18 protein-coding genes and 6 pseudogenes are annotated in these 24,175 nt (G+C 68.7%); 14 read left to right on the top strand and 10 right to left on the bottom strand.

All coding sequences use genetic code 11. The annotated features are described in order from the left end of the window. The 3 genes from ACZ48Z_RS42730 to ACZ48Z_RS42720 all read right to left on the bottom strand — a co-directional run. Positions 1-322: twin-arginine translocation signal domain-containing protein (locus ACZ48Z_RS42730; protein WP_468741335.1), on the bottom strand; the 322-nt coding region annotated here is incomplete at its 3' end. A 253-nt stretch (positions 323-575) separates the two neighbouring features. Beyond that, positions 576-1,445: an aldo/keto reductase gene (locus tag ACZ48Z_RS42725; protein WP_468741334.1), complete on the bottom strand. Its 870-nt coding sequence runs from the start codon at positions 1,443-1,445 to the stop codon at positions 576-578. 153 nt (positions 1,446-1,598) lie between these two features. Further along, a complete protein-coding gene (locus tag ACZ48Z_RS42720) occupies positions 1,599-2,621 on the bottom strand; it encodes a zinc-dependent alcohol dehydrogenase family protein (RefSeq protein ID WP_468741333.1) in 1,023 nt (340 codons plus the stop codon). 163 nt (positions 2,622-2,784) lie between these two features. On the opposite strand from ACZ48Z_RS42720, the gene ACZ48Z_RS42715 reads away from it, so the two are divergent. The 3 genes from ACZ48Z_RS42715 (at position 2,785) to ACZ48Z_RS42705 (ending at position 5,778) form a co-directional block, all read left to right on the top strand. Beyond that, complete coding sequence (locus ACZ48Z_RS42715; protein WP_468741332.1) at positions 2,785-3,681, top strand: helix-turn-helix transcriptional regulator; 897 nt, start codon at positions 2,785-2,787, stop codon at positions 3,679-3,681. A 240-nt stretch (positions 3,682-3,921) separates the two neighbouring features. Next, positions 3,922-4,635 carry an SDR family NAD(P)-dependent oxidoreductase gene (locus ACZ48Z_RS42710; protein ID WP_468741331.1) on the top strand — a complete coding sequence of 238 codons (714 nt, stop codon included), beginning with the start codon at positions 3,922-3,924 and terminating at the stop codon, positions 4,633-4,635. 147 nt (positions 4,636-4,782) lie between these two features. Beyond that, positions 4,783-5,778 carry an aldo/keto reductase gene (locus ACZ48Z_RS42705; protein ID WP_468741330.1) on the top strand — a complete coding sequence of 332 codons (996 nt, stop codon included), beginning with the start codon at positions 4,783-4,785 and terminating at the stop codon, positions 5,776-5,778. Positions 5,779-6,272: 494 nt separating this feature from the next. Here ACZ48Z_RS42705 and ACZ48Z_RS42700 read toward each other — a convergent pair whose 3' ends face one another. Then, positions 6,273-6,533, bottom strand: coding sequence for an SDR family NAD(P)-dependent oxidoreductase (locus ACZ48Z_RS42700; RefSeq protein WP_468741336.1), 261 nt, complete (start codon positions 6,531-6,533; stop codon positions 6,273-6,275). Positions 6,534-7,146: 613 nt separating this feature from the next. Beyond that, positions 7,147-7,953 (bottom strand): LysR family transcriptional regulator, encoded by an 807-nt coding sequence (locus ACZ48Z_RS42695; RefSeq protein WP_468741329.1) that lies wholly within the window; start codon positions 7,951-7,953, stop codon positions 7,147-7,149. Between the two features lie 140 nt (positions 7,954-8,093). Here ACZ48Z_RS42695 and ACZ48Z_RS42690 point away from each other — a divergent pair, with 140 nt between their 5' ends. The 3 genes from ACZ48Z_RS42690 (at position 8,094) to ACZ48Z_RS42680 (ending at position 10,295) form a co-directional block, all read left to right on the top strand. Then, a complete protein-coding gene (locus ACZ48Z_RS42690) occupies positions 8,094-9,029 on the top strand; it encodes an NADP-dependent oxidoreductase (RefSeq protein WP_468741328.1) in 936 nt (311 codons plus the stop codon). Positions 9,030-9,034: 5 nt separating this feature from the next. Continuing rightward, entirely contained in the window at positions 9,035-9,478 is a 444-nt protein-coding gene (locus ACZ48Z_RS42685) for an SRPBCC domain-containing protein (RefSeq protein ID WP_468741327.1), read from the top strand. 124 nt (positions 9,479-9,602) lie between these two features. Continuing rightward, on the top strand, positions 9,603-10,295 hold the full coding sequence (locus tag ACZ48Z_RS42680) for an NADPH-dependent F420 reductase (RefSeq protein WP_468741326.1): 693 nt from the start codon (positions 9,603-9,605) through the stop codon (positions 10,293-10,295). Between the two features lie 29 nt (positions 10,296-10,324). On the opposite strand, the pseudogene ACZ48Z_RS42675 reads toward ACZ48Z_RS42680, so the two are convergent. Then, a pseudogene (locus tag ACZ48Z_RS42675) lies at positions 10,325-10,555 on the bottom strand (hypothetical protein); the annotation flags it as partial. A gap of 156 nt (positions 10,556-10,711) precedes the next feature. Here ACZ48Z_RS42675 and ACZ48Z_RS42670 point away from each other — a divergent pair. After that, complete coding sequence (locus tag ACZ48Z_RS42670; protein ID WP_468741325.1) at positions 10,712-11,155, top strand: SRPBCC domain-containing protein; 444 nt, start codon at positions 10,712-10,714, stop codon at positions 11,153-11,155. Between the two features lie 296 nt (positions 11,156-11,451). On the opposite strand, the pseudogene ACZ48Z_RS42665 reads toward ACZ48Z_RS42670, so the two are convergent. Next, a pseudogene (locus ACZ48Z_RS42665) lies at positions 11,452-12,212 on the bottom strand (IS701 family transposase); the annotation flags it as partial. 6 nt (positions 12,213-12,218) lie between these two features. After that, positions 12,219-13,899 (bottom strand): annotated as a pseudogene (locus ACZ48Z_RS42660) (ISAzo13 family transposase); the annotation flags it as partial. Positions 13,900-13,954: 55 nt separating this feature from the next. Between ACZ48Z_RS42660 and ACZ48Z_RS42655 the strand changes: the two are divergent. From ACZ48Z_RS42655 to ACZ48Z_RS42630, 6 genes are all read left to right on the top strand, one after another. Then, positions 13,955-14,548 carry a hypothetical protein gene (locus ACZ48Z_RS42655; RefSeq protein ID WP_468741324.1) on the top strand — a complete coding sequence of 198 codons (594 nt, stop codon included), beginning with the start codon at positions 13,955-13,957 and terminating at the stop codon, positions 14,546-14,548. 122 nt (positions 14,549-14,670) lie between these two features. Next, the gene (locus ACZ48Z_RS42650; protein WP_468741323.1) at positions 14,671-15,096 is read left to right on the top strand and encodes a hypothetical protein; all 426 of its coding nucleotides are present in this window, start codon (positions 14,671-14,673) and stop codon (positions 15,094-15,096) included. Positions 15,097-15,490: 394 nt separating this feature from the next. Next, the gene (locus tag ACZ48Z_RS42645; protein WP_468741322.1) at positions 15,491-16,783 is read left to right on the top strand and encodes a bifunctional glycosyltransferase family 2/GtrA family protein; all 1,293 of its coding nucleotides are present in this window, start codon (positions 15,491-15,493) and stop codon (positions 16,781-16,783) included. Between the two features lie 17 nt (positions 16,784-16,800). Beyond that, positions 16,801-19,041, top strand: a complete 2,241-nt coding sequence (locus ACZ48Z_RS42640) for an ArnT family glycosyltransferase (protein WP_468741321.1) — start codon at positions 16,801-16,803, stop codon at positions 19,039-19,041. Between the two features lie 49 nt (positions 19,042-19,090). After that, positions 19,091-19,834, top strand: coding sequence for a response regulator transcription factor (locus ACZ48Z_RS42635; protein ID WP_468741320.1), 744 nt, complete (start codon positions 19,091-19,093; stop codon positions 19,832-19,834). Next, a complete protein-coding gene (locus ACZ48Z_RS42630; RefSeq protein WP_468741319.1) occupies positions 19,831-21,369 on the top strand; it encodes a sensor histidine kinase in 1,539 nt (512 codons plus the stop codon). Before ACZ48Z_RS42635 ends, ACZ48Z_RS42630 begins: the two co-directional genes overlap by 4 nt. Before the next feature lie 371 nt (positions 21,370-21,740). Here ACZ48Z_RS42630 and ACZ48Z_RS42625 read toward each other — a convergent pair. Beyond that, positions 21,741-22,532: pseudogene (locus tag ACZ48Z_RS42625) on the bottom strand (class I fructose-bisphosphate aldolase). Between the two features lie 239 nt (positions 22,533-22,771). On the opposite strand from ACZ48Z_RS42625, the pseudogene ACZ48Z_RS42620 reads away from it, so the two are divergent. Beyond that, positions 22,772-23,526 (top strand): annotated as a pseudogene (locus ACZ48Z_RS42620) (universal stress protein). Positions 23,527-23,538: 12 nt separating this feature from the next. Here the strand turns inward: ACZ48Z_RS42620 and ACZ48Z_RS42615 are convergent. Continuing rightward, positions 23,539-23,646, bottom strand: a pseudogene (locus ACZ48Z_RS42615) (6-phosphofructokinase); the annotation flags it as partial. Positions 23,647-24,175 lie beyond the last annotated feature (529 nt).

Raw genomic sequence — 24,175 nt, 5'->3', positions numbered from 1 at the left:
CGCGGTCTGCCCTCGACCAGTTTCGGACCTGGCTTGGGCAACAACGGCTCGATGAGCGACCAGAGTTCGTCCGAGACGACCCACGGCCGCGACTCGCGACTCCCTTTTCCCCACGGCAAGACCAACGAGGAACCACGCCGACAGTCACATGATCAACAACTTCTGTTAGGACCTCTAAGAGTGTCCCGCCGATCACGCCGCCCGCGACGACGGCACCACCGACCGCGGTACTGGTGGCGATGAAGGTGCGCCGGCTGGGTCCCGAGGAGGGCTCGCCGGATCCGGTGGGGGGTGGGACCGATTCGGGGAGTTCGACAGACATACATCCGCCTTCGCTTCAGAGAGGGACGGGCCGTGCGCCGCAACACAGCACGGGGTGTCATCGCCGGAGGACCTTGACGCGTCATGCGGCGGCCGGTCGTGGGGGAGACCGGCCGTTGCGCGCCGTCGGTGTGACGGGACGGAGAGTCCCGACGTGGGTTCGCCGGGGTTGCGTCGGACGAGGCGGGCTGCCCCGCCCCCGGGTTGTGGGCTCTCGCCTTCCTTCGGCGCAGGTGGCGCGCCCCGTTTGCAGGTCAGCTGAGGGCGCTCAGCTGTGCCACCTCGTCGTCGGTCAGCGAGATGGTCGCCGCGGCCACGTTGTCCTCCAGGTGGGCGACCTTGGAGGTGCCGGGGATCGGCAGGATCACCGGAGAGCGGTGCAGGAGCCAGGCGAGCGCCAGCTGGGCCGGGGTGGCCTCGTGGCGGTCGGCGGCCTCCGCGAGGATGCTGCCGGGCTGCGCCAGCTGTCCGGTCGCCAGCGGGAACCACGGGATGAACGCGATGCCCTCCCGCTCGCAGTGTTCGAGCACGTCCTCGTACTTGCGCTCGGCGAGGTTGTAGAGGTTCTGCACCGACGCGATCGGGACGTGTCGCTGTGCCTCCATCAGTTCCTCCACCGTCACCTCCGACAGGCCCACATGCCGGATCTTGCCCTCCTGCCGCAGCTGCGCGAGCGCGCCGACCTGCTCGGCGAACGGCACGGTCGGGTCGACCCGGTGCAACTGGTAGAGGTCGATCCGGTCCAGGTTCAGACGCTGCAGGCTCCCTTCCACGCACTGGCGCAGGTACTCCGGGCGGCCGTTCGGGATCCACTCCTCCGGTGACGGCCGGGTGTTCGCGCCCTTCGTCGCGATCACCACGTCGTCGGCGTACGGGTGGAGGGCCTCGGCGATCAGCTTCTCGTTGACGTACGGTCCGTACGCGTCGGCGGTGTCGATGAAGGTGACACCCAGCTCGACGGCCCGGCGCAGTACCCGGATCGCCTCGTCGCGGTCGGCGGGCTCACCCCACACGCCTGGGCCGGTGAGCTGCATGGCACCGTAGCCGAGCCGGTGCACCGGCAGGTCGCCACCGATGGTGAAGGTGCCGCTCGCCACGGCCGGATGGTCGGAGGGACTGCTCATGTCGTCCTCGTTCGTCGTTCGGGTCAGAAGGTGTCCGGAACTCTGATGCGGATCCCTTGCGTGCGCATCAGTGCCCGCCGGGGGCAGGTGCTGGCCACCTGCCTGGCACAGGAGCGGCTCCCGGCCGGGCGGCCACCGTGTTCGGATCAGGTGTCAGGGCTTCAACAGGACCTTGATGGCGCGGCGTTCATCCATCGCCTGGTAGGCGTCGGCGGCCTGCTCCAGGGGGAGGGTGAGGTCGAAGACCTTGCCCGGGTCGATCTGACGGTTCCAGATCAGGTCGATCAGATGGGGCAGGTACTGGCGGACCGGGGCCGGCCCGCCGTGCAGGTGGGCGTGGGAGAAGAACAGCTCCTGGCCGTCCAGCGTCACGTCGTGGGACACGCCGACATAGCCGACGTGTCCGCCGGGGCGGGTGGAGCGGATCGCCTGGAGCATGGACTCCTGGGTGCCGACCGCCTCGATGACCGAGTGCGCGCCGAAGCCGCCGGTCAGCTCCTTGATCTTTTCGACGCCCGCGTCGCCGCGCTCGGTGACGATGTCGGTGGCGCCGAAGTCCAGGGCGAGCTTCTGCCTCGACTCGTGGCGGCTCATGGCGATGACCCGCTCCGCGCCGAGCTGCCGGGCGGCCAGCACGCCGAGCAGGCCGACGGCGCCGTCACCGACCACGGCGACCGTCTTGGCCGGTCCGGCCTGGGCGGCGACGGCGGCGAACCAGCCGGTGCCCAGGACGTCGGAGGCGGTCAGCAGGCTCGGGATCAGGTCCTCGTCCGGGGTGCCCGGGGTCGCGACGAGGGTGCCGTCGGCGAGCGGGACGCGCAGTCGCTCCGCCTGGGCGCCCATCTCGTTCATCCACTCGCGCTGGACACAGGAGGTCTGGTAGCCGGCGCGGCAGTTCTCGCACGTGTTGTCCGAGGTGGAGAAGCCGCCGACCACGAACTGGCCGGGCCTGACGGTGGTGACGGCGCTGCCGACCTCCTCCACGACACCCACGTACTCGTGGCCGATCGGGGAGCGTGCATCGAAGGTCTCGGCCCCGCGGTAGGGCCACAGGTCCGAGCCGCAGACACAGGCCGCCGCCACTCGGATGACCGCGTCAGTGGGCTGCAGGATCTTCGGGTCCTCACGCTCCTCCACCCGGAAGTCGCCGGGGGCGTGCATCACGACTCCGCGCATGGGAATTGCTCCTTGCATACGGGGGACCGGCCGGGTCCGTCGGCCGGGCGGCTGGGTGCCGCGTCATCCAGGAAACCTACGTTCCGCGCGGGTAGCCAGTGACTGATGAAGCATGTACTGGCAGTACATCGCTACGGTCTGGCGGGCGGCGTACGGTCGGGGTGTGGACAACCGTGACGAAGTCCGCGAGTTCCTGACCTCGCGGCGAGCCAAGATCACCCCGGAGCAGGTGGGGCTGTCAGCCGGCTCCCGGCGCCGTGTGCCCGGGCTGCGCCGCAGCGAGGTCGCGGCACTGGCCGACGTCAGCGTCGACTACTACGGCAAGCTGGAGCGCGGCAACCTCGCCGGTGTCTCACCCGCCGTGCTCGAAGCGGTCGCCCGTGCGCTCCAGCTCGACGACGTCGAACGCACCCACCTGCTCCATCTCGCCCAGGCACAAGAAGGCTCCGACCGGCTCGCCCGGCCGCGGCCGCGCGCCAGTAAACAGTGGGTGCCGCCCAAGACCCTGCAGTGGGCCCTTGACGCTGTCACCGCCGGGCCCGCGTTCGTGACGAACGGCCGCCTGGACCTGCTCGCCGCCAACCAGCTGGCCCGCGCTTTTTTCAGCGATATCTACGACGGCGGCACGCAGCCGCCGAACATGGCCCGTTTCCAGTTCCTGGACGCCGCGGCCCGCCGCTTCTACCCGGACTGGGACCTCATCGCCGACATGACCGTGGACGTCCTGCGCACCGAGGCCGGCCGTAACCCGCACGACAAGGACCTCCACGACCTGGTGGGCGAGCTGTCCACCCGCAGTGACGCCTTCCGCACCCGCTGGGGCTCCCACAACGTGCGCCGTCACGGCAGCGGCACCAAACGCTTCAACCACCCGCTCGTCGGCGACCTCACCCTGGCCTGGCACGGCTCCGGAGTGGACGACGAACCCGGACTCACCCTCCTCATCTACACCGCCGAACCCGGCTCCCCCTCCGAAGAAGCCCTGCGCCTGCTGGCCTCGTGGACGGCCTCCCAGGACAGCGCCCACCCGTCCACCGCCTCCGGGGACGCGGGCCGGTAGCACGGCTGCCGGTCAGAACGGGGCGCCGTGGTGCGGCGGGCGCCCCGAGGCCGGAACGTCGGATCGGATGCGACCGGAGACTGGGCACTTTCACAGTCTTCGTCGTGCCGGACCGGCAGATCCCGCGACGGCGAGGCGTGGCCCGTGGGCCCTTTCCGCACGACCTCGGCACTCGGCACGCGGCGGACGTCCCGACCGGTTCGCCGCATCCACCACCGCAACCGACGAAGGACGACGGACATGGCACTGATCCTGGTGACCGGGGCATCCAGCGGGCTCGGATACAACACGGCGAAGGCACTGGCCGACGACGGGCACGACGTGGTCGCACACGTCCGCGACCGGGCTCGCCTCACCGGTGCGGAAGACACCGCCCGGTGGAAGGGCGTACTCACCGGGGACCTCGCCGACCCGGACCAGGTCCGCGAGATCGCCCGGCAGGCCGGCGAGTTCGGACACTTCGACGCGATCATCCACAACGCCGGCACGATGCGTGCCCCCGAAGCGGGCACTGTCAACACCGTCGCGCCCTACCTGCTGACCGCACTGCTGGACAAACCGGCCAGGCTCATCTACCTCAGCAGCTCCATGCACCGGACCGGCTCCACCGACCTGCGACGGCTGGCCGCCGGAACGGCTACCTACGACGACAGCAAACTGTGGGTCACCACCCTCGCGCTCGCCTTCGCGTCCCGGTGGGAAGGAACCTCCAGCCACGCGGTCGACCCCGGCTGGGTGCCCACCCGGATGGGCGGCCCCGGCGCTCCGGACGACCTGACCGCCGGACATGAGACACAGGCGTGGCTCGCCACCCACCACGAGGCGACCCCGTCCACCGGCGGCTACTGGTACCACCGGCAGACGCAGCCTCCGCACCCAGCCTGCCAGGACGAAGAGTTCCAGGCCCGCCTCATCCGAACTCTGGAGACCCACACAGGCGTCCCACTGGCCTGACCGTGACCCCGCCGCGGTCGGATCGGGGCCCGTCAAATCAGGTCTGGACACGCACACCGCAGACCAGAGAAGACTCTGCCCTCGTCACCGCGCCGGTCCCCATCTGAAGCCCCATCAGGGCATCCCGTACGAAAGGACAGTAAGCAGATGAGTGACGAGATGAGATACAGCCACCTGGGCCGCTCCGGTCTGCTGGTCAGCCGGATCGGCCTCGGCACGATGGACTTCGGTTACACCGTGGACGAATCGACCAGTTTCGCGGTCATGGACACCGCGATCGACATGGGCATCAACCTCTTCGACACCGCCGACGTCTACGGCGGTCCGCAAACAGCGGACATGGAGAAAGGCTACGGCGTCTCGGAGGAGACCATCGGCCGGTGGCTGAAGCGCAGCGGTCGCCGCGACGACATCGTCCTGGCCACGAAGGCCTACCAGCCGATGGGACTGGGCCCGAACGACCGCCGACTGTCCGCCTACCACATCCGGCGCGCGTGCGAGGCGAGCCTGCGGCGACTCCAGACGGATCACATCGACCTGTACCAGATGCACCACATCGACCGGGCCACACCCTGGGAGGAAGTCTGGCAGGCGATGGAACAACTGGTACGGGAGGGCAAGATCAGCTACGTCGGCAGCAGCAACTTCGCCGGCTGGGACGTGGCCCTCGCCCAGTCGGCCGCCACCGCACGGCACTTCCTGGGCCTGACCTCCGAACAGAGCCTGTACAACCTCGCTGTACGAGCCGTGGAAATGGAGCTTGTCCCCGCGCTGCGCCACCTGGGCATCGGCCTGATCCCCTACAGCCCGCTGCACGCCGGCCTGCTCACGGGCGCACTCGAGTCCGCCGCCGAGGGACGCGTCCAGGACGCGTCAATGCTGAAGCGCATCGACGCACACCGCGACCAGCTCGAAGCGTATGAAGAACTGTGCCGGGAGCTGGGTGCCAGGCCAGAACACGTGGCGCTGGCCTGGGTATTGCGCAACCCTGCCGTCTCCACCACGGTCACCAGAGCGACGAACAGCGGGCAACTGCGTTCCAACCTCGGGGCGTTGTCCGTGCAACTCGACGGCGAGGTCATGGAACGCCTCGACCGCATCTGGCCGGGACCGGGAGAAGCCCCGCAGGCGTATGCCTGGTGAACCAGCCCCGGCCGGCCGGACTGCCCACCAACGGCCCACGCCTGGTGCCCGGGATGTGGCGCGAGGAGGTCGCGCGCAGTTGGCTTCCTTTAGACCGACTACTAACCGGAATCGGCAGGGGCGCACGCTGGCGTCCCCCTCCGTCCTGCAAGCGGACGCCCGGGCACTAAACCTGGACGAGAACAAGCGCAGGTACCTGGCCGACCTGTCTCGAACGGCCGGTCCCACCCGACGCGCACCCCGCCGCCGCAAGGACATCGAGGTGCCGCCTTCCGTCCAGTGGAACTCGACTCCATCACCAAGTCGTCGGCCTTCGGTACGCAACGGCCGCATGCAAGTTATGGCCCACAACGCTCACCTCGGTCCGGACTCACCCAACTTGTTCGTCGACTGGGAAGCCGCTGCCGTGGCCGCCCTCACGCGGATAACGCGCCGACACCTGTCGATCCCCGCGACCGGGGCCCCACGCCAGCTCGTCGAGGAGCTGTCCACCCTCAGCACCCAATTCCGCACCCACTGAGTCGCACACCCCGTCCGCATCGGCCGCTACGACAGCAAGCAACTGCACACCCCGACGTCTGCCACCTGGACCTGACGTACTGATCCATGGACCTGACTCTGTCCGACCGTGCGGTGTGGTTACGTGCGGTCGCGTACACCTTCGCCGCACCCCGCTCCAGCAGTTGGGTGGCGAAATGACGGCCGAGGCCTCGGCTCGCGCCGGTGACGAGGGCGACGGAATTAGCGATCTGCATGGGGGGAAAACCTTCACGTAGGAATGTGCTGTCAGGCATGCCTGGGAGGGCAGCAACAGCGACCACGCTAGAACCTCACGCTAGTGTCAGGTACAAGTCGTTTCCGATGGGAGACCCTCCGGGAGCAGGCAGACGCTGTTGGTCCACGGTGGATTCCGTGTCGTCGCGCGGGTGGGCGGATAGTGGGCGACTGGCGGCACCGGGCCCGAGTTGACGAGGCCGTCCGCCGCCCGCCGCTACAGCGACGCCGTGGCCGTTGGCCCGCCTGTCGCTTGATCCGTGGTGGCTGATGCGGATGTGGTGCACGGCCCACCGGGTGCGAAACCGGGGTGCTTGCTGCGGACAGGTCACCGACGAGTCACGCAGGACCCGGTCGCGACCGACTTGGCGCGTATCAGCGTGATGGGGTCACCGGAGCGGTCCCCGGCACATGAACAGATCCGCTGAGCCCGGATCGTGGAAGCGGCCGAACCCCAGCTCGCCGGGCCGCTCACGCGGCGGGCCGCCCCTCAGGAATCGCCTCGCCGCCCACTGGCGCTGCCGACCGCTGTGCATCTTGCCGGCCGCCTTCCGCGTACGGCCGGTTCGTGCTGAGGTCTGCGCTTCCCAGCGCCTACTGCCCCGGTGGGCGTCCCGCCAGCACGGCGTGGGCCGTCGTGGTGAGGCGGGTCGCGGCGGGGCGGGCGTCCGGCAGCCAGGCCAGCACCAGTTGAGTGGGCGGGTATCCGTGGACGGACACGGCGCGTACGGATTCGCCGAAGCGGCCGCGGACGCTTTCACCGAGGACGACCACGAGTTGTCCGAGTGCGACGCGGTCGACCATGACGTCCAGTGCCTCGTTCGGCAGTTCCGCCTCGTAACCCGGCAGCGCCTCCACCTCGGCGAGGGTCAAAAACGGGCGCTCAGCCAGGGAGTGGCCCGCCGGGAGCAGGACGACCGGCTCTTCCGGGCCGAGCTCCATCAGTTCGAGGCCGGGGGTGGCAACCCTCTGGCACATGAGGGCGGCGTCGGCGGTGCCGTCTCGAAGGGCGCCGAGCTCGTCGTAGGTGAACACGACCTCAGCGTGCACGCCGTCCGCACCGGCGGCGGCGAGGAGGGCGGGCAACACGCCAGGGCCGGAGCCGGGGCGTGCCGCGATGGTGACCCGCTGCTCGGCGGCTTTGCGTGCCTTGCGTACGGCGGTGTCCATCGCCGCCAGGATCGTGCGGCACTCGGCCAGAAAGACCTCGCCGGCGGCAGTCAGCGTCACCTTCCGCGTGGTGCGTTCCAGCAGCGGGACACCCACGCGCCGCTCCAGCTGGGCGATGGCCCGGGACAGGGGCGGCTGTGTGATGCCCAGCTGCTCCGCGGCCTGGCTGAAATGCAGTGTCTCGGCCACGGCCACGAAGTAGGTGAGCTCCCGGGTCTCCAGTTGATTCATGCTCCCAGGGTATTACCTGATGCCCAGACAGTCATTGCTCCGCCATAGCCGTCCTGGTCAGCTTGGTTGTGCGCCCCGCGCCCCGGCCGGATGAGGTGCTTGCGCCGTGCCGACCCGCACGCAACAGGAAAGGCAGAGCTGTGAAAGCCGTTCAGTACCAGAGCTTCGGCGGACCCGAGGTCCTTGAGGTCGTCGATGTTCCGGATCCGAAGATGTTCTCCGATCTCGTCCTGGTGAGAATCGAGGCCGCCGCCCTCAACCCTGCGGATCTGGGATTCCAGAGCGGTGCCCCGGATCCCCTCGTGGACTCCCTCTTCCCCGTGACCCCCGGGTGGGACCTGGCGGGGGTCATCGAGCAGGCCGGAGCCGCGACGACGGGATTCCGGCCGGGCGACGAGGTGATCGGCTTCGTCCGCGACAAGGCCATGCACTACGGCACCTACGCGGAGAAGATCTCGGCCGAACCGCGCCAGCTCGCGCGCAAGCCCAGGAACCTGAGCTGGGCCCAGGCCGCCGGGCTGCCGCTCGCCGGACTCACCGCCTACCAGGCGATCGTGCACAGCCTTGAGGTGACCGCCGGCGACACCGTGCTGGTCCACGGGGCGGCGGGCGGGGTGGGACACCTCGCCGTCCAGATCGCCGCAGCGCGGGGCGCACGGGTGCTCGGGACCGGCTCCGAGGCCAGTCAGGCGTTCATCGACTCCCTCGGCGCGACGCCCGTACGCTACGGCGACGAGCTCGTCGAACAGGTGCGCAAGATCGCCCCGGACGGAGTCGACTCGATCCTCGACACCGCGGGACGCGGCTCCCTCGCCAGTACGCACGCGATCGCCGCCCTCGGGGCGCGGGTCGCTTCCATCACCCTGTCCGCCGCCGAGTACCCGGGCGCCATCGATGTCTTCGTCCACCTCGACGGCGACGACCTGACCCGGCTGGTGGAGCTCGCCGAGGAGGGCAAGCTCACCGTCCACGTCGACCGGGCATTCCCCCTCGACCAGGCGGCACAGGCCCAGCAACTGCTGGCGGGCGGCCACACCCACGGAAAGATCATTATCGAAAACCGTACGGAGGTCTGAGAAATATGGACACCAATCCCGTTATCAGCACGGTCACCGACATCGCCGCTTCACCTGAAGAGGTGTGGAAGGTCCTGACCGACTTCACCGGATACGCACAGTGGCACCCCGACCTCAGCTTCGTCGATGTGCCCACCGAAGTCCGGCCCGGAACCGTGCTGCGGGCCCGTCTGTCGACCGGATCGGAGATCGACGGGGACTATGACTTCACGGTCCTGCACTACGAGGCACCGCGACGGCTGGCCTGGGAGGGCGGCATTCCCGGAGTCGTCACCGGGGACCATTCCTTCCTCCTCGACCCCCATGACAACGGAACGCGCTACACGGAATCCGAGACTTTCACCGGCCCGGCCGCCGTGGAAACCGTGGAGCCCAACCGGGCCCAAATGGAGAAGAACTCCGCGAGCTACGGCAGGGCCCTGAAAGAGCGACTCGAATCCGGCCACTGACCACCTAGCTAGCGCAGCCCATACACCGCACACTCGTCCGCGCACCGGAACACTTCCGGGCCCGCAGACCACACGGTCTGCGGGCGTGGGTGTACTCGAGAACGCAGACCCCGAAGGAACAGCGATGAACAACACGCTCGGCATCATCGGAAGCGGCATGATCGGCGGCGCGGTCGCGCGCCTGGCCGTCGACGCGGGGATCGACGTGGTGCTCAGCAACTCGCGCGGTCCCCAGACACTGCGTGGCCTCACCCACCGACTCGGCCCCCGGGCACGTGCGGCCACTGCGGCGGAGGCCGCCGCGGCAGGCGACTGGACACTCGTCGCAGTCCCCTTCAGCGCCGTGCCCCACCTGCCCGCCGATGCCCTCGCGGGGAAGATCGTCATCGATACGAACAACTATTACCGCCGACGGGACGGCGTCATCGCCGAACTGGAGACGGGCAGCCTGACGGCAGGAGAGCTGTTCCAGCGGTACGTGCCGGGCGCGCGGACGGTCAAGACGTTCAACACCATCTACTTCGAACACCTCATCGCCCTCGCCCGTCCCGCCGGATCCCCCGACCGCAGCGTGCTCCCCATCGCCGGCGACGACGCCGCAGCCAAGAAGTCCGTCACCGCCCTGCTCGACCGCCTCGGCTACGACACCGCCGACGCCGGCACCATGTCGGAGAGCTGGCGCATCCAGGACGGCAGCCCCGCCTACGTCCTCCCCTACCTATCGGACCCCCGACTGCCCTGGTCTCAGGACCCGGGAAAGCCAGCCGACGCCAAGGGGATCCGCACGGCCCTGGAACAGGCACGCATCAGGTCCTGACAAGGATGAACCAGGCCAACAGAGGCACATCAACTCCAGGCCGCCGAGCCCGGACGCGCACGACCGGATAGCGCGACAACCGTGGCGCCCTGCCGCAGGACGGCGTTCTCGATGGCGAGTTGCCGGAGGGCCTCCTCGTACAGCTGGAGGGCCTGCCGCAGTCGGCGCAGGTTCGTCTCGGCGGTCAGCATCACCTTCCGCATGGTGCGCTCCAGCAGCGGGACGCCCACGCGCCTCTCCACATGGGCGATGGCGGTAGAGACGGCAGATGGGCGAGGTCTTCCTGGCCGAGTGCTGCGCCGCCCTGGCGGCGATGAACACCACCATAGGCAGACTCACCGTCACCGCCGTCGAGCGGCATGGCGGCATCCCGCACCCAAGATCATTCTCGAAATCCGTATGGAGGTCTGAGAAATATGGAAAACAATCCTGTCATCAGCGCGGTCACCGACATTGCCGCTTCACCCGAGGAGGTGTGGAAGGTCCTGACCGACTTCGCCGGATACGCACAGTGGCACCCCGACCTCAGCTTCGTCGATGTGCCCACCGAAGTCCGGCCCGGAACCGTGCTGCGGGCCCGTCTGTCGAACGGATCCGAGATGGACGGGGAGTATGACTTCACGGTCCTGCACTACGAGGCACCGCACCGGCTTACCTTGGAGGGCGGCGTCCCTGGCGTCGTCATAGGGCAGCATTCCTACGTCCCCGAGCCGCATGGCGGCGCAACGCGCTACACGGAAACCGAGGAGTTCACCGGCCCAGCCGCCGCGGAAATCGTGGAGCCCAATCGGGCCCAAATGGAGAAGAACTTCGCGAGGTACGGCAAGGCCCTGAAGGAACGACTCGAATCCGGCCACTGACCACCTAATACTCCAGCAGCGTTTCGCTATTCCTGCTGGTCAGGAGCCTGATTCTGAGTGTAGGGGCCTGATGCTCCGCCAGGGGACGGTTCAGCGGATACGAAATGTGTGCAGGCTCGGCGGCGGTAGTGGCAGTGCCGGGCGACGGCCTGATGGCGGCGTCGCCAACTCGACCAGCTCAGCGCCTGAACTCGCTTATGCGGGTGGGGTGTTGAGTGGGAATGGCAAGCTGCCAGGAGCCTTCGGATTTCTGCCACGGAGAGGGGCGCGAGGAGGCCTGAACCGTTTCTTCGGCCCCCTTTTCGATCGCCGCGGCGGCCATTGCGGCGAGGAAGGCGTGCGCGAGCATGGCCAGGGTGATGTGCCGATACCAGCCCGGATAACGGCGGACCTCGTACTCGTCCAGGCCGCACTCGTTCTTCGCGGCCTGGAAGCACTCCTCGATCGCCCAGCGGGACCCGGCGATGCGGACCAGTTCCGCGACCGTGGTGCCGGCCGGCGCGTAGCACAGGTAGTAGGCGATCTCGTCGGGGCGTTTGAGGCCGCGGCGGGCCAGTACCCACCGGTGATGAGTGGGCTCCGCGCCGTCGAAGAAGTCGATGACGGGCAGTTGGGCCGCGGCCCAGTCGTAGACGCGCGGGCCCTTGGCGCCGTCGCCGGCCGACAGGCGCTGCCAGGCGTCATCGGGCGCTTCGCCGATGAGCTGATCGATGCGCCAGATCCCGGCCAGTGACTTGACCTGCTGCGATTTCGGGACGGCGAGCACATAGCCGACACCGGATTCCTCCAGGAAACGACGGAATCCCCACTCCTGGCCGTAGGCGGAATCGGCGGTGACCCAGGCGATCGGCAGAGCGGAGGCCAGGGCCCTCAGCACCACGCGCCGGGCGAGCTCTCCCTTGGTCGCGAACCCGCGGTCCTCTGGAATCCTGGCCGCGCGGCAGCGGTCCGGATCACCCGTCCAGGACTTGGGCAGATACAGCTCCAGGTCCACCAGCGCGCGGCCCCTGTCTGAGGCGTAGGCGGCGAACACGCCGATCTGGCAGTTCTCGGTGCGGCTGGGGGCCCGTATTTCAATAACTGTCAGCGACGGGTTCTGCGGGGGTTGTTCGGGCGTGTAGCTGTTCCAATGTGCGGGCGGGCGATCCGGGTATGGGCGTGACGAGGATCCGGTGAAGGTCCAGGAGTCGTTTTGCGTCCTGGTACTGGATGGACAGGTTGGTGCGGTTGACGCCCAGTAGTTGGGCCAGGAACGTCATGGTCACCGCTCTGCGGCGGCGGAGGATGGCTGCCAGGAGTCGGTAGGTGTGGTCCACGCTGCTGGTCTGTGGGTGGCGGTAGCTGCGCGGGCGGTGGAAGCGTCGCTGGAATGCTGTCTCGGCCAAGGCGTCCCAGAAAGGCTCCGAGTCCGCCACCAGTTGCTCGAACGCGGTTCGTGACATGCCGGTCAGGGCCGGGTCGGTGAGCATCGCGGTCAGGGCCGAGTCGGGCCGGTGTGTCGTTGCCGGCGCGTCTGGCGCTCGCGGTGGAACGGGAAACAGTGTGTAGTTCCAGTCACCATGGAAGGTGTTGGGTGTGATCCGAAGGGCGTGGGACTCGGCGGGTGTGACGCTGATGCCGAGGTCATAGCTGCCTGTGTCCAGTTCGGCCCCGATGGTCAGGCCGGTCTGGGTGGTTGTGGCGGCGATGGTCTCGAGGACGATCTGGTAGCTGGTCAGCGGCCGCCCCCGCCAGTTCGCGGTGATGTGACAGAACATCCGGTGCTCTATCTTGTTCCACTTCGACGTCCCCGGCGGTAGGTGACAGACCGTGATCTCCAGGCCGCTCTCTCGTGCGAAAGTGGCAAGGTTGCTTTTCCAGGTCCAGCGGCGGGGGTCGTTGGAGCCGCCGGAGTCGGCGGTGATCAGGAGCCGGGTGGCATTCGGGTGGTCCGCCCGTCCGCGGTGCTGCCACCAGCGTCGGATGGACTCCACCGCGAACTCGGCGGTGTCGTGGTCGGTGCCGACGTTGACCCATCCGCTGTTGTTGGCAATGTCGTAGATCCCGTAAGGGATCGCCATGGGCTGGTCGTTGGTGGTGAACGTGTGGCAGTCCACCTTGATCGCGTTCTTGCCCGGTCGCCAGGTACGACCGGGCCGGTCCCGGTTGCCGAGCCACTCCTTGGCCTTGGTGTCGACGCTGATCACCGGCTGGGCATCGTTGAGGAACGCGGCGGCGGTGGCATTGAGGTGGGTGAACTGGGCATCGCGGTCCGGATGGCTGATGCCCTCTGTTGTCTTCGCGGTTCCCTGCAGGCTGTAGCCCAGGGTGTGCAGCAGGTGTCCGAGGGTTGAAGCGCTGGCCGGGTGGCCCTGTGCAGTGAGGGTCGAGGCCACGGCCCGTAACGACAGCGTGGTCCACCGCAACGGGGAGACGGGGTCGCCTCGGGTGTGCGGCTCGATCAGCGACTCCAGCGCGGGCAGCAGACCAGGGTCGGTGTCAGTCAGCCGCTTGCGGCCCGCACCTGGAGCCCGGACCCGCAGGGTCGGTGAGGGGCAACCGGCTAACTCGGCCATGCCTCGAGCGATGGTTGCAGTGCTGATGCCAGAGGCAGCGGCGACCCGGACGATCCCGCCGTGGCCGAGAGCCGTCGCCTCACTGGCCAAGTACAACCGACGGCGACGCTCATCGAAGTGCGGCAGGATCTGATCGAACTTGGCCCGCAGAGCACAAGCTGCAACGCGGCCTGACAGACACGGAGTCACATCTCAGACCCCCACCAACACCCCTCTGCCGAGCACTTATTGAAATACGGGCCCCGTGCAGGAACTGGCTCGGGCGAGTGGGGGCAGGGAATGCCGCGACACGATTGTGTGTTCCGCGGCGAAGGCACTGGCTTGGAGCCGCCGCTTCGAGGCCGCCGAGGACCTGTCACGCGGCATCACCGATCCATTCTGGCGAGCGTTCGCCGTCGACGGACTCGTCAACGCCGCGGCGCGGCTCGGAGAGCCCGGCTTCACGGTGTGGGCCCACCGGGCCGCCCGATTGCCGTGTGCCGACAGTCAATACCGGTCCAGGTCGCTGACGCTTTTGGCGAGGGCGACGGCCCTCACCGGAGACCTGCGCTCGGCCCTCGCCGCTGCGGAACGCATACCGCTGCCCGACTGGCGCGCCAGCGCACTAGCCGGGCTCTCGCACCGCGTCCCGGCTGCGCAGGGCAGGCAGTTGATGGCACGGGCGTTGGAGCTGGGTGACTGGCCCGGGCTCCTCGACGATCTGGTCCGGTGCGTGCTTGGGACGCTTCGCGCCCTCGCCGACATGTTCCTGAGTCTGGACCTGACGGAAACTGACGACGCTGCCCTAATTCGCGAGCCGATTCCGGGTGCGGGCACAACCTTGGGGACAGGACGGTGAACGAGGACGGGCATCCGCCGGGACAGTACCGCGACACACCGGGCGCGGACACGTGACGCGGAACTCGCAGGACGTCCTTGAAGGCGTCTGGCACTGGAGCCGCCGACGCCCGGGTCGGAGCGGTGGCCAATAGCGGCATCGTCTACGGCGACGTGCGCGTCGGCCGTCAGTCGGCAGTGCGCTCTGGCTACCGCGAGCAGGTGCGACGCATCGCCCCGGAAACCCTGGTGGGCCGCGAGGCGGAGCTCCGGCAGCTGGCCGCGTTCTGCACCGCCGACGAGGGGACACCCTACGTGTGGTGGCAGGCGGGGGCCTGGGCCGGGAAGACCGCGCTCATGGCGTGGTTCGCGCTGCACCCGCCGCCCGCAGTACGCGTCGTACCGTTCTTTGTCACGGCGAGGTTCGCCGCGCAAAACGACAGGATCGCCTTCACCGACGTCGTGCTGGAACAGCTCGGGGAGATTCTCGGCGAGGACCCGGTTGCGTTCCTCACGCCCTCCACCCGCGACGCGCACCTTCTTCGTCTGCTGGTGGTACCGGGTTGGTAGGCCGTTGACCAGCGGAAACAGCCTCAGTCGAAGCGGGGAGCGGCTTCTCGGCCCGGGAAGGGTCCGGATCTTGGTCGGGGGCCGGTGCCGACGGAACAACGTGACCACGCGGCCTGACGATGAACCGCCGCGTCGACGGGCGCGTTGACGCAGAAGGCGAACACCCTCGCAACTGCTCTTCGACGTCGTCGCCACCGTCATCGCGCTACGGAACACCCTGCTGCGGTCGTGCTCCCGCTGAATCGTGGGAGCACTTTCGGCCATTGATCTGACTCCCCGTCAGTTCTCGGTATTCTCCCCCGACCCCCACAGGCGGGACGGCAACAGTGAGGCCGCGGCCCTGGACAAGGGCCTGTGAGCCGCAGTCTGCCGTCCCCTCATGCCTGAGGAAGCCATGACTCCCACCCCCCACCTCACCGAACTCGCCGCCCGCGTGGAGCGTCCCGCCCCTTTCCAGCCCGTCGAGCGTTCGCTTCTCCCACATGCCGGTACCGCGACGGTGGACATCGTCGTTCCGGTCTACAACGAGGAACGAGCCCTGCCCGGGTGTCTGCGCACGCTCCACGCCCGCCTGTCCCAGGGCTTCCCCTTCCCCTGGCGGATCACTGTCGCCGACAACGCCAGCACCGACGAAACCCTCGCCACCGCCCGCCGCCTCGCGGACGAACTGCCCGGCGTCGGCGTCGTCCACCTGGACCGCAAGGGCCGCGGACTCGCGCTGCGCACCGTCTGGGGCGCCAGCGACGCGGACATCGTGGCGTACATGGACGTGGACCTCTCCACCGGCCTCGACGGACTGCTCCCGCTGGTCGCTCCCCTGGCCAGCGGTCACTCGGACCTCGCGATCGGCTCCCGGCTGGCTTCCGGCGCACGCACGGTGCGCGGGCCACGCCGCGAGTTCATCTCCCGCTGCTACAACGGCATCATCCGGCTCACCCACGGAGTCCGCTTCACCGACGCACAGTGCGGATTCAAGGCGGCCCGCACGGATGTGCTCCGGCCGCTGCTGGAAGTGACCCGCGACGACGCGTGGTTCTTCGACACCGAGCTTCTCCTGCTGGCCGAGCACAACGGACTGCGTATCCACGAGGTCCCGGTCGATTGGGTCGAGGACGTCGACACCAGGGTGGATGTGGCGAGCACCGCCAGGGAAGACCTGCGGGGCCTGTGGCGCATGGCGAGGCTCAAGGCATCCGGTGACGCCCGAGTCGAGGTGCGGACGCGCCCCGAGCCGGCCGCCGAACACCCCGACGCCGTCCTCGCCCCCCCCTCCGCACGACGCGGAGTGCTGTCGTGGGAGGTTGGCTGTTTCCTCGCGATCGGTGTCGTCTCCACGGTCGGACAGGCCTTGTTGTATTGGCTGTTGCGCGGTTGGTGGTCTCCGGCCGTCGCCAACCTGATCTCGCTGTTGGCCCTCACCGTCCTCAACACCGAGGCGAACCGCCGCCTCACCTTCCGGTACTCCAGCACCTCGCCCGCACGTGCGCACCTCGGTGCCGGAGGTCTGTTCGTCCTCGGCTATCTGGTCACCTCCGCGGCGGTGCTGTGGTTCAAGTGGCTCGATCCCGGTGCCACACCGGCCGCGGAGACCGCGGTCCTCGCCACGGCGTCCGTCGCGGTCACCTGTGTGCGCTTCGCTGTGCTGCGGCTGGCCGTCTTCGCCGACTCCCGTAGCCGTACCCGTTGATGAGAGCGAATCCCGACATGAGCAACTCCGCGCACATCAGGCCCGCCCCGGCGGCATCGGCACACGAGGGGAGGCACACGAGTACGTCCGTCCGTTCGCTCCCCACCTGGGCGGCACCCGCGGCGCTCGGAGCCGTCCTCGTGCTCGCGGCCGTCCTGTACGGCTGGGCACTGGGCTCCCTGGGGTGGGGCAACAGCTACTACTCGGCGGCAGTGAAGTCGATGGGGAAGAGCTGGACCAACTTCCTCTTCGGCTCCTTCGATCCGGCGGGCGTGATCACGGTCGACAAGCCCCCGGCCGCGCTGTGGCCGCAGGTGATCAGCAGCAAGATCTTCGGGACGCACGGCTGGGCGCTGATCCTGCCGCAACTCCTCGAAGGCGTGGCCGGGGTGCTGGTGCTGCACCGCACCGTGCGCCGCTGGGCGGGGGAGGGAGCAGCGCTGATCGCGGCTCTCGTGCTCACCCTGACCCCCATCACCGTGGCCATCAACCGGGACAACAACCCGGACACACTGCTGGTCCTGCTGCTGGTGTCGGCGGCGTACGCGCTCACCCGTGCCCTGCAGGCCGCGGGCCGGGCCGCGACCTGGTGGCTGTGCGCGAGCGGCTTTCTGATCGGGTGCGGATTCCTCACCAAAATGCTCGCCGCCTGGATGGTCATCCCCGCGTTCGCCCTCGCCTGGCTCGTGGGAGGAAGCGGCCCCTGGATACCGCGAGTGCGGCGTCTGCTGGGCGCGGGAGCCATCCTGGCGGCGTCCTCTCTGTGGTGGGTCGCCATGGTCGCCCTGTGGCCGGGTGACCGCCCCTACATCGGAGGCAGCAAGGACGGCTCGGCCTGGGACCTCGTGATCGGCTACAACGGGCTGGGGAGGGTCTTCGGCTCCAGCGACGGAGCATCCCAGACGATGGGCGGATTCGCCGGGGGATTCGGCGGTCAGTCCGGCCTGGGCCGGCTGTTCGAGGCACAGGTGGGCGGTCAGATCAGCTGGCTGCTGCCGGTCTGCGCGCTGGCCCTGGCCGTCGCCGTCGTCGGTGTGGTGCTGCGCCGACGCGGCGGACTGCCCGACTCCGCCGTACTGCCGGCATCCGGCTGGCTGCTGTGGGGAACCTGGCTGGTGGTCTGCGGGGCCGTGTTCTCGACCCAGAAGGGCATCTTCCACCCCTACTACACCACTCAGCTCGCCCCGGCGATCGCCGCCCTGTGCGGCGGACTGATGGCTGCCCTCATCCGCGTCCACCGCGCCGGCCTGCGCTGGGCGCCTCTGGTCGGCGTGGCCGCGGTCGTGGTGAGCGTGGCCTGGGCCGTGGTGCTGGTCCGCCGTGAGCCCGACTGGAACGGCTGGCTGGTGTGGCCCGTGCTGCTGGTCGGAAGCGCCGCGGTCGTCCTGCTGGTGCTGTCACGACGCCGTAGCCGACTGTGGACGGTTGCCGGTTGCGCCGCGGTCGCATCGGTTCTGCTGGCGCCGGGAGCCTGGGCGGTGACCGTACCCGGCTCGACCAGTATGGGTGGCTCCAACCCGACGGCCGGTCCGCCGACGCTCGGATTCGGCGGTGGAATTTCCCGGCAGAGTTCGAACGGTGGAGAGCCTCCCTCGGGCAGCATGCCGTCCGGGATGCCGTCGAACATGCCGGGCCTCCCCGGCGGTGACGCCTCTTCGGGACAGACCGGTGAGCCCCCGACCGGCGGAGTCCCTTCCGGCATGCCCACAGGGGGAGCGAACGGTATGCCCGGTGCACCCGGGGAAGCGGGCTCGAACGACCGCGGCACACCCTCGTTCCCGGGTGCCGGCTCGGGAAGGGCCCCTGGTGGGGGCGGCGGCTTCGGTAATGGGGAACTCACCACCGAGCAGCGCAAGATCATCCAGTACGCCGTCGAGCACGCACCCGACGCACGCATCAAGCTCGCCGTCGAGGGCGGCGCCCTCAACGCCAGCGCCTTCATCCTGGGCACCGACGAAACCGTCATCGCCATGGGCGGCTTCACCAACAGCGACAACTCGCCGTCGGTGGCCCAGTTGGAGAAATGGACCAAGGGCGGCGAACTACGCTACATCCTGGGCTCCGACACGAACGGCGGTGGCACGCCGGGCCTGTCCGGCGGATACACCAAGCAGCGCTCCGACTGGATCGCCGACCACTGCACCAAGGTTCCGGCGTCGGGATACGGCGGCACCTCCGGCACGTCGTCACAGAACAACGGCGGCGGTGCGATGGGATTCGGGGGAGGCAACGTGCTCTACGACTGCGCCGGCAAGTAACCGACGCCCGAACGACGGTCGCGACACGGCAGAACGGACCAGGAGACGCATGACCGAGCAGCCCGCAGCCGCGCGGCCGCGACATCGGCTCCTCGTGGTCGAGGACGAGCCCAGCATTCGCACCCTGCTGGAGGCAACGCTTCGCCTGACCGGATACGAGGTGAGCAGCACCGACACCGGACGGGCGGCCCTCCTGGAGGTCGAACGCCTTCAACCGCATCTGGTGCTGCTGGACGTGATGCTGCCCGACCTGGACGGCTTCGAGGTGACCCGCAGGCTGCGGGCGGCTGGCAACGACTGTCCGATCCTGTTCCTGACCGCCCGCACCGGCACCGACGATCGCATCACCGGCCTCAGTGCCGGCGGGGACGACTACGTTGCCAAACCCTTCAATATCGAGGAGGTGCTGCTGCGCATCGAGGCCATTCTGCGTCGCACGGCGCCGACCGCCGAATGGCAGTCGGCGCACGGCGTTCTGCGCTACGCCGGCCTCGAACTCGACGAGGGAGCCCACGAGGTGCACCGCGCAGGGCAGTACATCGCCCTGTCGCCAACGGAGTTCAAGCTCCTGGCCTACCTCCTGTCGAACGCGGGCCAGGTGGTGAGCAAGCTCCAGATCCTTGACCACGTCTGGAGCTACGACTTCGCGGGTGACTCCCGGATCATCGAAACGTACGTCAGGTACCTGCGCAGGAAGATCGACTGCTTCGAGCCGCCACTGATCCACACCGTGCGCGGCGTCGGCTACTGCCTCAGGCTTCCCCGCGACCACGCAGGGACGCCGGACCAGTGACCCGGTTCCTGCCCCGGCCGCCCAAGTCGGTGAGACGGCGCCTCATCCTCGGCGCCGCCCTGCTCGCCACCGCGGCAGTCCTGACCTCCCAGGCGATCGGCTACGTGGTGCTTCGCTCCTGGCTGCTGGACCGCGTCGACGAGCAGCTCGTCGAGTTCCATCCACCGGCGCCCGCCTATTACGACGCGCTTCAAGGCAGGCTCCCGGACGCGGCAGAACGCCCGGACGTGCTTCCTTCGGACTTCCACATCTACTTCTACGACTCCTCCGGGCTCCGCCTGAACGACTCCCTGGGCTCCGAGACCAAGTCAGGACCCCACTTGGCCGATCACGCGGAGGACCTCGGGCTGCGGGACGGGCACCCCGAGACCGTGCCCGCCGTCAGTGGGGACGGCCGTTGGCGGGTGCTGCTGAATCCTGGTCCGGACGGCATGAGCGCGGTGGTCACGCTTCCGCTCGACACCGTCGACGGCGCCACATCGAAGCTCCTGTGGCTGAACGCCGTGCTGCTCGCCGTCACGATCGTCGCCCTGATCGCTCTGGGCCGGTGGGTGGTTCGTCTGGGGCTGCTGCCCCTGACCAGAATGGAACGGACGGCACAGGACATCACCGCGGGCCGGCTCGATCTACGGCTGCCCGACACCGATGCGGGTACGGAGATCGGACGACTCGGCCGGGTCCTGAACTCCATGCTCGACCGCCTGCAGAAGGCTCTGCTGGCCCGGGAGGCCTCGGAGGCCCGCCTTCGTCGGTTCGTTGCCGACGCCGGGCACGAGCTGCGCACTCCGCTCACCGCCATCCAGGGCTATGCCCAACTTGCCCTCCGCCCGGAACCGCGTTCGGCCCTCGAACGAAACGAGGCCAACCGGTTCATCGCACAGAACGCGGAACGCATGAGTCTGCTCGTCGACGACCTTCAGTTGCTCGCAACCCTGGACAAAGAACCTTCCTACCGCAGAGAGCGGGTTGACCTGTTGTCCCTTGCGGCGGACGTCGTCAGCGCCGCCGCCGTCCACAGCGAGTCCCACCCCGTCGACCTCGGCCCGCTGCACACCCCGGCCGATCCCACCGGAGCCGAGGAACTCGACGTTGCGGAGACCGTCGGCGACCCGCACCGGTTGCAGCAGATCGTGGAGAACCTGCTTTCCAACGCCCGCATCCACACTCCGCCGGGCACCCGAGTCCATGTTCGTGTCGGCACGACCGAGGCGGGTCCCGGAACCGGCGGCACGGACCGGCCCGGACGCACCACCGCTTCACCGCCCCTGCCGCAGGGCCTGCCGATCAGTGTGATCGAGGTGGCGGACGAAGGGCCGGGCCTCGAACCCGTCGACGCCAAGCTCGTCTTCGAGCGCTTCTACCGCGCTGATCCCGCCCGCTCCCGCATCCACGGCGGCAGCGGCCTCGGCCTGGCCATCGCGGCGACCATCGCCGAGGGCCACGGCGGCCGCCTCGAACTCGACACGGACCCCGGCCGCGGCTGCACCTTCCGCCTGGTCCTGCCCGCAGCCGACTTCGGCCAGGAACCCGGCTGATCCCGCCCGTGCGGGTGTGCGGCCCTCAGGGACCGAGATCGACAGTGTCTCGCCGAACGTATATGGCGCCGCCGACGACGGGCAGAATGCACAGGAACAGGGCGCGGGCGACAGCGGTGAACATCAGATCGCCGAGTCCGTTCCCCGTACCCCCTGTCAGGCTCGGTGCCGCGCGAAACCGATGTCACGCGACCAGGCCGACGCTCTGCCCCGCCTCGGGGAGATCACCCCGACCACGCCCACCGGGCGCCGCTGCAATCGGGCAAGTAGACCCTGCGTGCAAGTAGGCCCTGTGTGATGAGGTGGAGGTGAATGGCCTTCGGCGGGGGGAAACCAGCTCAGCGCCCACTTCAAACTCCCTAGTGTCTCCGTCAGGCGATGGTGATGCTGTCGTCGAGGTAGACGTCCTGGACGGCGTGGAGGAGTGCGATGCCTTCGCCAGTCGGCCGTTGGAGGGCTTTGCGGCCGGTGATGAGGCCGGTGCCGCCGGCCCGCTTGTTGATCACTGCGGTCCGGACGGCCTGCGCGAGGTCCCCCTGGCCGGACGATGCACCCCCGCTGTTGATCAGCCCGACGCGGCCCATGTAGCAGTTGGCCACCTGCCAGCGGGTGAGGTCGATCGGGTGGTCCGTGGTGAGCCTGTCGTACAGGAGCTGGTCGGTCATGCCGAAGTCCAGCGCGTGATAGCCGCCGTTGTTCTCCGCCTGCTTCTGCTTGACGATGTCGGCCTCGATGGTCACACCGAGGTGATTGGCCTGGCCGGTGAGGTCGGCCGACGCCGAGTAGTCCACGCCGTCCTTCTTGAACGCCGAGTTGCGCAGATAGCACCACAGCACCGTGAACATGCCCAGTTCGTGGGCCCGCGCGAAGACCTCGCTGACCTCCTGCAACTGGCGGTCCGACTGCTCCGAGCCGAATTAGACCGTGGCGCCGATCCCGACGGCGCCGAGGTCGAAGCACTGTTCGACCTGGCCGAACATGATCTGGTCGTAGTGGTTCGGGTAGGTCAGCAGCTCGTTGTGGTTGAGCTTCACGATGAAAGGGATCTTGTGCGCGTAGCGCCGCGACACGGCCCCGAGCACCCCCAGCGTGCTGGCGACCGCGTTGCAGCCGCCCCCGAGGGCGAGCTCGACGATGTTCGTACGGCCGACTCGCGGGTTCACTGTCCAACATGCGGTGCGGCGCGATCGCTCGGCAGAGCCGGTTGGGCCCTCACTGAGGTCGAACGGCCCTCATAGGGACCGGTCCGGCCGCACGGGTGCTGGCTTCGCCATCCCGCGCGGCAAAGCCCATCGTGTCGCCCGGGAGTTGGAAGGAGAGCAGCAACGTCGGCGGCCGGCGGTGCGGGTGAACGAGTGCCGGGCAGGAGCTGTGCTGGAAACGGTGATGGCTGACCGAGCCGATGAACAACCCTGGAAACGTGCCCGTGGCTGCCGACGACCAGCCCGCCAGGCGTGCACCACCGGCAGCTCCACGTCGGTCAGCTCCGCCTGGCGGGCCGCCCAGCAGGGTGCTGATCTGCTGGATTGTGAACCCACCACACGCAACACGATCACGTTCCCGACCCACCGTTCATCAGGATCCCGACCACGATCGCCTCGACCGCCTCCTGCTCGGTGGCGCCCTGGCGGACGGCTCCTTTCGCCGGGACCTCAGGAGCCCGCCGTGGAACAGTGGAAGAAAGGGCAAAAGGGTCGCGGGACGCGCCTGCGGAGCTGCTCGGCGGGCGAAGGAGGACGCGATGAGGCACCCTGTGCTGGCAGGTATCGACGGATCCGCACACAGTCTGGCCGCAGCCGACTGGGCGGCGCGGGAAGCTGCCCTGCACGGCGTTCCGCTGCGTCTCGTGCACGCCTCTCCACCCAGACGCTGTTCGTGACCGAGGAGGACCGCGCCACCTGGGAGGACCAGGAGGTCCTGCATCTGTCCGATGCCCTGCGCACGCGGCAGGAGAAGCATCCGGAGGTGACGGTCCACGCCGATGTGGTCCTGCTCCACCCTGCGCAGGCGCTCCTGAACGCGTCTCGGGTAGGGGGCCTGCTGGTCGTGGGCCGCCGTACCGGCCCGGGGGCGGCCGAGGGCCGACTGGGGCCGGTAACTCACGCCGTACTGCACCACGCCCGCTGCCCGGTGGCGGTCGTACTGTACGCCGGCTGACGACGCGGATGCTCAGCCGAAGAACACCTCGAACTCGTCATACAGCGACGGATCCACCAGCTTGGTCTGCGCCGTGGCGTCGGCGAGGGGAACGCGGATGATCTCGGTGCCGCGCAGGGCCGGCGTTCACGGACAGGGCGAGCAGGGTCGCCACGAAGGCTGAGGTGACGGTCAGCGTCACCAGGACCGCGCCGCGCAGTCGTCCCACCCTCACCCGCCCCGCCCTGCGCCTCCGCAGCACCGTCCGTACGTCGATCAGGTCGTACCGCGCGGTGGCGCGGTCAAAACGTCCACAGACAGGTACATCGCGCGGGCCCCCTGCTCGGCCCGCGCGGTGTCATCTCTGGGCCACGCCAACGGCCGGGCGGGGGTCCTGCCGGCTACATGTTTCCCCCCATGCGACCACCGCATTAGCGCGGCGATGGTTGTGTCTCTGTCTTCCGTGTGTCGCTGGGTAAGTGGTTGCTGTGCAGGACAGTTGATGGGTCATGTGGCTGCGGTGTCTCTCTAAGATCGTCAAGGTTTCAGTCGGAGATTCCCTCTTAGAGGTCCTGACAGAAGTTGTTGATCATGTGACTGTCGGCGTGGTTCCTCGTTGGTCTTGCCGTGGGGAAAAGGGAGTCGCGGCCGTGGGTCGTCTCGGACGAAC

The organism is Streptomyces sp. NPDC031225 (genome assembly GCF_055570355.1).
This window is presented reverse-complemented; position numbering and strand designations above follow the sequence as displayed.